At 56.9% G+C, this 7321-nt stretch carries 8 protein-coding genes; 4 read left to right on the top strand and 4 right to left on the bottom strand.

Going from position 1 to position 7321, the window contains the following annotated elements:
- A partial coding sequence (locus IOB61_RS07955) for a 2-hydroxyacid dehydrogenase (RefSeq protein ID WP_290814805.1) occupies positions 1–1041 on the top strand: 1041 nt, incomplete at its 5' end.
- On the opposite strand, the gene IOB61_RS07950 is transcribed toward IOB61_RS07955, so the two are convergent.
- From IOB61_RS07950 to IOB61_RS07935, 4 genes are all read right to left on the bottom strand, one after another.
- Entirely contained in the window at positions 1038–1499 is a 462-nt protein-coding gene (locus IOB61_RS07950; protein ID WP_290814802.1) for an NUDIX domain-containing protein, read from the bottom strand. The two genes, IOB61_RS07955 and IOB61_RS07950, sit on opposite strands and share 4 nt — an antisense overlap.
- 5 nt (positions 1500–1504) lie before the next feature.
- A complete protein-coding gene (bfr, locus tag IOB61_RS07945) occupies positions 1505–1984 on the bottom strand; it encodes a bacterioferritin (RefSeq protein WP_290814799.1) in 480 nt (159 codons plus the stop codon).
- Positions 1985–2043: 59 nt separating this feature from the next.
- Positions 2044–2229: a (2Fe-2S)-binding protein gene (locus IOB61_RS07940; RefSeq protein WP_290814796.1), complete on the bottom strand. Its 186-nt coding sequence runs from the start codon at positions 2227–2229 to the stop codon at positions 2044–2046.
- 425 nt (positions 2230–2654) lie between these two features.
- Positions 2655–3839 (bottom strand): acetyl-CoA C-acetyltransferase, encoded by a 1185-nt coding sequence (locus tag IOB61_RS07935; protein WP_290814793.1) that lies wholly within the window; start codon positions 3837–3839, stop codon positions 2655–2657.
- Positions 3840–4112: 273 nt separating this feature from the next.
- Between IOB61_RS07935 and phaR the strand changes: the two genes are divergently transcribed.
- The 3 genes from phaR (at position 4113) to IOB61_RS07920 (ending at position 7321) form a co-directional block, all read left to right on the top strand.
- Complete coding sequence (phaR, locus tag IOB61_RS07930; protein WP_290814790.1) at positions 4113–4703, top strand: polyhydroxyalkanoate synthesis repressor PhaR; 591 nt, start codon at positions 4113–4115, stop codon at positions 4701–4703.
- A gap of 137 nt (positions 4704–4840) precedes the next feature.
- On the top strand, positions 4841–5611 hold the full coding sequence (locus IOB61_RS07925; protein ID WP_290814788.1) for an SDR family NAD(P)-dependent oxidoreductase: 771 nt from the start codon (positions 4841–4843) through the stop codon (positions 5609–5611).
- Positions 5612–5620: 9 nt separating this feature from the next.
- Positions 5621–7321 carry a M28 family peptidase gene (locus IOB61_RS07920; protein WP_290814785.1) on the top strand — a complete coding sequence of 567 codons (1701 nt, stop codon included), beginning with the start codon at positions 5621–5623 and terminating at the stop codon, positions 7319–7321.

Below are 7321 nucleotides of genomic sequence, written 5' to 3'. Positions count from 1 at the left end.
TCATCTGGACCCATTTTGGTCTGCTGGAAGGATCACCAAATCGCGTTGACCCATTTGGGGATGTACACCCCCTTGCATCTCTGCCCCAAGCCTTCCACAAGGCTTGCCATGATCCTGATTATTCACCCCGAACTCGTCCTCGCCCAGCCGCTTCTTGAAAACATCGCGCCCTGTGCGCGGCTGTGGGAGATTGAAGATATTGCCGCCTTTGCCGCTGGTCCCGGCGCCGAGGTGCGCGCTTTTGCATGTATCGGTGGCAAGAAGACCGAAGCTGCCCTGTTCCCGCTTTTCCCAAAGCTTGAGGCGGTGATTGCCGCAGGCGTTGGCGTTGATGGCGTTGATCTGGTGGCTGCAAAGGCCGTTGGGATTTCGGTATGCAACTCGCCCGGTATCAATACCGATGATGTGGCCGACCTGGCCTTGGGCCTGTTGATTGCCGGTGAGCGCAATATTATCGAGCTGGACGGCCTTGTCCGCCGTGGGGAGTGGGCCGATGCGCTGACCCACGCGCCGCGCTATCGGTTGCGGGGTCGCACGTTAGGAATCCTCGGTATGGGCGCGATTGGCCAAGCCATTGCCGTGCGCGCCGAGGCCTTTGGTCTGAAAATCATCTGGGCAGGGCCAAACCCAAAGCCAGAGCTTGTGTGGCCGCGGGTTGAGACGGTTTTGGACCTGGCCAAGAAGTCTGACATTTTGATGCTTGCCTGCCCGTTGACGGACGCAACCCGCAAAGTCATCTCAGCCGAGGTTCTTGATGCGCTCGGCACAGAGGGCGTTTTGATCAATGTTGCACGCGGCGGCGTGGTCGATGAAGCGGCCCTTTTGACAGCCCTGCGCGAGCGGAAGATTTTGGGCGCGGGCCTTGATGTGTTCGAGAATGAACCGACTGACCCGAAACTCTGGGCCGATCTGCCCAATGTCGTCCTCACCCCCCATGTCGCGGGCCGCACGCGGGAAAGCGTGCAAGAAGCTGTTCGCGCGGCCATTGGCAATCTGATCCGCGTCTATCAAGGCCAACCGTTGGAGAACCGCGTGGTCTAGGGGGTAAGCCCTGCCAACATCTCACCCAGATGTTCGGGGTAAATGGTTTCACGTGTCGCTTGGATTTCGGCTAAAGACCACCATCGGCCGATATCAATGGTTTGGGCTTCAAGTGCGTTGAGGCCTGCTGCGTGTAGACGCGGGCTCTCGTGGTGGAGCGCAAAGAAAACCCCGCTTTGGCGATAGCTGATGCCATTGAAGCGATAGGTCACATCTTCGGTGCCAATCACGTCGCCGAGGGCGGCAGGGTCAATCAAAATGCCGACTTCTTCTTGAAGCTCGCGTGCGGCTGCTTCTTGCGCGGTTTCGCCCGGATCAATCTTGCCGCCCGGGGTAAACCAGAAAGCAGGCCGATCCGGCTCGCCCGGGTCTTTACCGCGCAATAAAAAGACCTCGCCTGCTTGATTGCGAATGAGGACGCGGCCGACCTGTCGGATAGAAGGGGCGACCGCGTCCAAACCGCTTAGCCTTCGATGGGGCCCATGGCCGTTTGGAGATAGTTTTGAATGCCCAATTGTTCGATCAATTGTAATTGGGTCTCAAGGAAGTCGATATGCTCCTCAGTGTCTTCGAGGATTTTGGCGACAATATCGCGCGACACATAATCGCGGACCTTCTCAAAATGCTCAATCGCATCCTTCATTTGGCCTTGGCCGCGATATTCCACCGCAAGGTCTGCGGCCAAGCATTCGGGAACATTTTCGCCCAATTTCAATTTATGCATGCCCTGCATATTGGGCAGGCCATCGAGCATTAGGATGCGCTCAATCAGATAATCGGCGTGCTTCATCTCGCCAATCGACTCTTTATAGGTGATGTCGCCCAGCTTGGTCAGCCCCCAATTCTTATACATGCGGGCATGCAAGAAATATTGGTTGATGGCGGTCAACTCATTGGTCAGGATGGTATTTAGGCGCGCGATGACGCCCTCTGCGGCTTGCATGGGAGGCTCCTCATTTATGTGCCACTATAGGCTTCCTGTCGGATTCGACAAGGCAGACTTTATTCAGCGGCCACTTTGAATTGTTGGGTCTGACGCTCGATCATCTCTTGCATCTCGGGGACACACCGACCGCATTGGGCACGGCATTTATGGGCGTGAAAAACATCGCAAGGACGCCCAGCACCGGCCGCAATTGCTTCTTGGACCGCTTTTTCGCGAATTCCGTTGCAATTGCAAACATACATCAGGCTTCACCCATTCTTGCTTCTGAGAGTCATTCTTAGATAGACCATCTTGGCCCTAGTTGCAAGTGCTTCGCAATAAAAATTATTTGGGGGTGGCAGTCTATCTAGAAGCGCTTTGGTGATCCCTTTGGTCCACCAAACCGCCTTTAATAGCGTTAGCGGGCGATTTGTCGCGTCAAGTCCAGATTTCCTTTGGAAATCTGCCGCGTAGCGGCGCGAAGCGGACTTGACCCGCCAAATCGCCCACAAACAATCGAGGCTGGCCTTTGGTGCGGGCATGGCCTGCACCAAAGACTTCTAGAAGAAAACTACTCTCAGCAATGTCATCCCGGACGGCGAAGCCGATCCGGGACCTTGTGCCGCAAAGTCCCCTGAGGTCCTCGCCCTCCGCTGCTCTTTGGCGGGGATGACATTGGAGGAACTCCTTACCGCTCCACACATAGCGCGACACCCATGCCGCCCCCGATGCACAGGGTTGCCAAGCCGCGTTTGACGTCGCGGGCGGCCATTTCATGCAAGAGGGTCACCAGCACCCGGGCACCCGAAGCCCCAATTGGGTGGCCCAAAGCAATCGCGCCACCATTGACGTTCACCTTGCTTGTATCCCAACCCATGTCGCGATTAACCGCGATAGCTTGGGCGGCAAAGGCCTCGTTTGCCTCAATCAGATCCAGATCGGCGGGCTTCCAGCCTGCTTTTTCCAAAGCCCGCTTCGAAGCAGGGATTGGCCCCGTACCCATGATGGAGGGATCAACACCTGCTGTCGCGAAGGACGCGATCCGGGCAAGCGGCGTCAGGCCGCGCTTGGCTGCCTCTGCCGCGCTCATAACCACCAAAGCCGCCGCGCCATCATTAATGCCTGAGGCGTTGCCGGCCGTGACGGTGCCGTCCTTTTTAAAGGCGGGGCGCAAGGCTTGTGCGGCCTCCATCGTCGCGCCTTTGCGGATATATTCGTCCTTATCGACCGTCACATCGCCCTTGCGTCCTTTGACGGTGACGGCGGCGATTTCGGCGTCAAAGCGGCCAGCGGCTTGGGCGGCTTCGGCCTTATTCTGGCTGGCGGTCGCAAATTGGTCTTGCTCTTCGCGGGTGATCTGCCACTTCTCGGCAACATTTTCGGCCGTGATCCCCATATGATAGGAGAAGAAGGCATCGGTCAGGCCGTCGCGGATCATGGTGTCGACGAGGCCCAAGTCCCCCATTTTCGTGCCCGCCCGCATGTAAGCGGCATGGGCCGACAAGCTCATGCTTTCTTGGCCGCCTGCCACGACGATATCGGCACTGCCAGTCATGATTTGTTGCGCGGCCAAAGCCACGGTGCGCAGACCCGAACCGCACACTTGGTTGACCAACCAAGCCGGTGCTGCGTCTGAGATACCGGCAGCGCGGCTGGCTTGGCGGGCTGGGTTTTGGCCTTTGCCAGCGGTCAAGACTTGGCCGAAGATCAGCTCAGAGACTTCTTCACCGGCAACACCTGCGCGTGCCAAAGCGGCTTCAATGGCGGTCTTGCCCAATTCATGTGCCTCAACGGTCGCAAATGCGCCAGAGAATGAGCCGATGGGCGTGCGTGCCGCCGAGACGATCACGATGTCGGAAGAAGAAGTGCTCATGTGCGTATGCCTTTCCCAGCAATGTTTGGCCCTGTCTTGCGTAAGAATAGGTTGGCGTCAATCGTAAACCGACCAGCTGGGCGATTTGTTTGAGCTTGTGCGGCCACTGGTCGCACAGGCGAGAGGGGCTGTGGGAGGAGGTGGGTTGGATGGGTCCTTCACCATCTCGTGTTTGCAACCTGCGTTTCGCACCTGCCCAATTGTCTTGCATCTGCGAAGAACAGCGGCGAAACTAGGCAAAAGCGCGCAATTCGCAGCGAAAAGGAGCCCCATTTGGCCGACAGCACACAGGCAAATCCCGTGGTGACGATCAAGAAATACGCCAATCGGCGGCTCTATAACACCGCCACTTCGGCCTATGTCACTTTGGATCATTTGGCCCAGATGGTCCGTGATGGGGTTGATTTTGTTGTGTTTGACGCCAAGTCCGGCGACGATATTACCCGCTCGATCCTGACCCAGATTATTCTGGAGGCTGAAAGCTCGGGCAATAATTTGTTGCCCGTCGGTTTCTTGCGCGACATCATCCGCTCGTATGGCGATAGCGTTCAGGGCTTTTTGCCTTCCTATCTCGATCTAGCCATGAAAAGCTTTACCGACAGCCGCGAGCATTTCTCAAAATCGCTCAATGGGGGCTTTGATCTGTCTGGCCCTGTGGAATTATTCCAGCAAGCTGTTCGCACCAATATGTCGATGATGGCCGAAGCGGCGAAGGCCTTTACCGGTGTTGTGGTGCCAACCGCCCTGCGACCCAATGGCAAGGCAGCAGTAAAATCAGACGCTTCGGAAGAACTGATGGCCATGCGGGCCCAGATGGCCGCCATGCAAGCCCGGCTCGACAAGCTGGACGGCACCCACGGTTAAAGCAGGCCAGGTGTTTGGCGCTGTTGGCGAACGGCCGAAGGCTTAATCGCCCCCTTTCGCCTGCTTCAAACCCGTGGCAGAACCTCAGCCAGCACATCAGATGCCGGGTTTAAACAAGATTTTCAGGGGGAAGCCTAATGACTACTATTTTTGACCTCAGCGGCAAGACAGCCATTGTCACAGGTTCATCGCGCGGGATTGGCAAAGCCATTGTCGAGCAAATGGCCGATCATGGGGCCAATGTCGTCGTCTCTTCGCGCAAAGCTGGCCCCTGTGAGGATGTCGCCAATGCGATTAATGCTAAGCATGGCGACAGCCGCGCCTTGGCAGTGCCTGCCAATATCTCGTCGAAAGAAGACCTGCAGCGCTTGGTGGATCAAACCAATGCGCGTTTTGGCCAGATCGACATTGTGGTCTGCAATGCCGCTTCTAACCCCTATTATGGCCCGATGGCTGGGATTGCGGACGATGTGTTTGCCAAGATTTTGCAAAACAACATCATCTCTAACCATTGGCTGATCTCGATGGTTGCCCCGCAAATGGTGGCCCGTAAATCGGGCAATATCACCATTATTTCGTCCATCGGTGGCTTGAAAGCGACCAATATTATTGGTGCCTACAACATCTCGAAAGCGGCCGACATGCAATTGGCGCGTAACTTGGCGCTGGAATATGGCCCAGATGGCGTGACGGTGAATTGCATCGCGCCGGGCCTCATCAAAACCGACTTTGCACGCGCCTTGTGGGAAGACCCTGCGACCTTGAAACAGGCCACCACCCATTCTTGCTTAAAGCGCATTGGCGAACCCGATGAGATTGCCGGCATGGCCGTCTTTTTGGCCTCACGCGCGGGTGGCTTCACAACGGGGCAGACCTTCGTCATCGATGGCGGCGCAACCGCGGTCTAAGGAGTACTTATGAAAAAATGGATAGCTGGCACCGCTTTGGTTGCCCTGGTTGCTGCGGGTGCGGTGGCCACCCAATTTGCGCAAGCCCAATCGGGGCAGTCAGGTTCAAAGACCGCCAAGGCGGGCCAGCTAGCCTCGTATCCGGCCATCGATGATGCCCGCTTGCGCACCCATATCAAAACCCTTGCCGACGATTTCTTTGAAGGCCGCAGCCCCGGCACGCGTGGCGATGATATGGCTACCACCTATGTGGCCGGTGCGATGGCTGCCCTTGGTTTAGATCCGGCAGGCGATAATGGCACATGGTTTCAGAATTTTGAGCTCAATCGCTTTACCACCGCGCCGCGTGGCACGTTCGCGGTTGAGGATGAGATTTGGTATCAGGGCAAGGACCTTATGATGATCAGCCGCAAGGCTGATGGTAGTTCGTATAATTTGGTCGACGCGCCCTTGGTGTTTGCTGGTTATGGCGTCAAAGCGCCCGAGAAGAATTGGGATGATTTCGCAGGCGTCAATTGGGAAGGCAAAATCGCCCTTGTTTTGATTAATGACCCCGATTTTGAGGCGGTGCCCGGTGATGCGGTCGCAGGCATGTTCGGCGGCAAGGCCATGCAATGGTACGGCCGCTGGCCCTATAAGTTTGAAGCAGCTGCAAAGGCCGGTGCGGCTGGGGTTTTGATCATTCATGAGGATGCGCCTGCCGCTTATGGTTGGGGTGTGGTTCGCAATTCGAACGGCACCCGTTTTGACTTTGTACGGCCGGATGGTGGGGCTTCTCTGGCTGCCATTGAAGGCTGGATGCAGCGCGATGTTGCGGTGGAACTTTTCCGTAAGTCGGGCCTTGATTTTGAAGTCTTGAAGAAGGCTGCCCGCACCCCGGGCTTTAAGCCCGTGCCGCTCAACCAAACCGCCACAATCGATATTGGCGTGACCCGGGAATCGGTGGCGACGCGCAATGTGGTGGGCGTCCTGAAAGGGGCGAGCCGCCCGGACGAGACGGTTCTGATCGGTGCCCATCACGACCATTTGGGCATTCGTGAGCCGATCAATGGCGACAAAATCTATAATGGTGCCATGGATAATGCCTCGGGCATGGCGGGCATGCTGGAGATTGCGCGCACCATCGCCCAAGGGCCACGCCCGGCGCGCTCTATCGTCTTTGCCTCCTGGGCAGCAGAAGAGCAGGGGCTTTTGGGTTCGGACTATTATGTCAATAATCCCCGCTTCCCTTTGGAGAAGACCGCAGCCGCTTTCACCCTCGACATGTTGGCCCACCGGGGTGCGACGACCGAGATGGAGTTTCCAGGCGCAGGAAAGACCAGTCTAGATACCAGTATGAAGGCGATTTTGGCAGCCCAAGGCCGGACCTTCGCGCCAGATCGTAATCCGCAATTTGGCCTCTTCTATCGGTCAGACCATTTTCCCTTTGCGCGCGCAGGCGTGCCTGCCATGTTCCCTTCAAGCGGCACGACTTTGGTCAAGGGTGGGGTAGAAGCAGGTCAAGCGGCGACGAAAGAATGGTTTGATCAACGCTATCACAAGCCGCAGGATGAATATGATCCGGCCTTTGATTTTGCGGGCGCTTTGATGGATTTGACCGCCACCCGCAGCCTGATGCTGGAAGTCGCCAATGCCAAGACTTGGCCGCAATGGACCAAGGGGGATGAGTTTGAGGCGATCCGTAAAGCCTCAGACGGGGCACGGAAGTAA

The sequence above is a fragment of the Aquidulcibacter sp. genome (assembly GCF_020253525.1).
In the GTDB taxonomy this organism is placed as follows: domain Bacteria; phylum Pseudomonadota; class Alphaproteobacteria; order Caulobacterales; family Aquidulcibacteraceae; genus Aquidulcibacter.
The sequence above is the reverse complement of the archived record's forward strand: the minus strand, read 5'-3'. Positions and strand labels throughout refer to the sequence as shown.

Coding starts and splice junctions, on each gene's coding strand:
- IOB61_RS07935 (WP_290814793.1), bottom strand. CDS start 3,839: ATGAGCACTTCTTCTTCCGACATCGTGATCGTCTCGGCGGCACGCACG.
- IOB61_RS07925 (WP_290814788.1), top strand. CDS start 4,841: ATGACTACTATTTTTGACCTCAGCGGCAAGACAGCCATTGTCACAGGT.
- IOB61_RS07920 (WP_290814785.1), top strand. CDS start 5,621: ATGAAAAAATGGATAGCTGGCACCGCTTTGGTTGCCCTGGTTGCTGCG.
- IOB61_RS07940 (WP_290814796.1), bottom strand. CDS start 2,229: ATGTATGTTTGCAATTGCAACGGAATTCGCGAAAAAGCGGTCCAAGAA.
- bfr (WP_290814799.1), bottom strand. CDS start 1,984: ATGCAAGCCGCAGAGGGCGTCATCGCGCGCCTAAATACCATCCTGACC.